The organism is Collinsella sp. AM20-15AC, from assembly GCF_003471405.1.
GTDB lineage: Bacteria > Actinomycetota > Coriobacteriia > Coriobacteriales > Coriobacteriaceae > Collinsella.
The window spans coordinates 1-430 of sequence record NZ_QRJA01000073.1 but is presented as its reverse complement, the minus strand read 5'-3'; the positions used below and the strand labels follow the sequence as shown (position 1 = coordinate 430).

At 70.2% G+C, this 430-nt stretch carries 1 protein-coding gene; it reads right to left on the bottom strand.

The annotated features are described in order from the left end of the window. On the bottom strand, positions 1-430 hold a 430-nt coding region (locus tag DW233_RS10510; RefSeq protein ID WP_255413637.1), incomplete at both ends, for a sugar nucleotidyltransferase.

Below are 430 nucleotides of genomic sequence, written 5' to 3'. Positions count from 1 at the left end.
TGAGCGTGGTGATCTCGAGCTCGCCGCGGGCCGACGGCTCCACCCTATGCGCCTTGGCGGCCACGTCGCCCGGGTAGAAGTACAGGCCGGTGACGGCGTAGGAGCTCTTGGGGCGCTCGGGCTTCTCCTCGATGGAGACGGCCCTCCCCTCGCGGTCGAACTCCACGACGCCGAAGCGCTCGGGGTCGTCCACGTGGTAGCCGAAGACCGTGGCGCGGCCCGACTCGGCGTTCTGGACGGCGCGCGTCAGGTGGCGGGACAAGCCGTTGCCGTAGAAGATGTTGTCGCCCAGCACCAGGGCGCACGGCTCTCCGCCGATGAAGTCCTCGCCGATGGTGAAGGCCTGCGCCAGGCCGTCCGGCGAGGGCTGCTCCGCGTAGGAGAGGTTCACGCCGTAGCGCGAGCCGTCCCCGAGCAGGCGCTCGAAGTT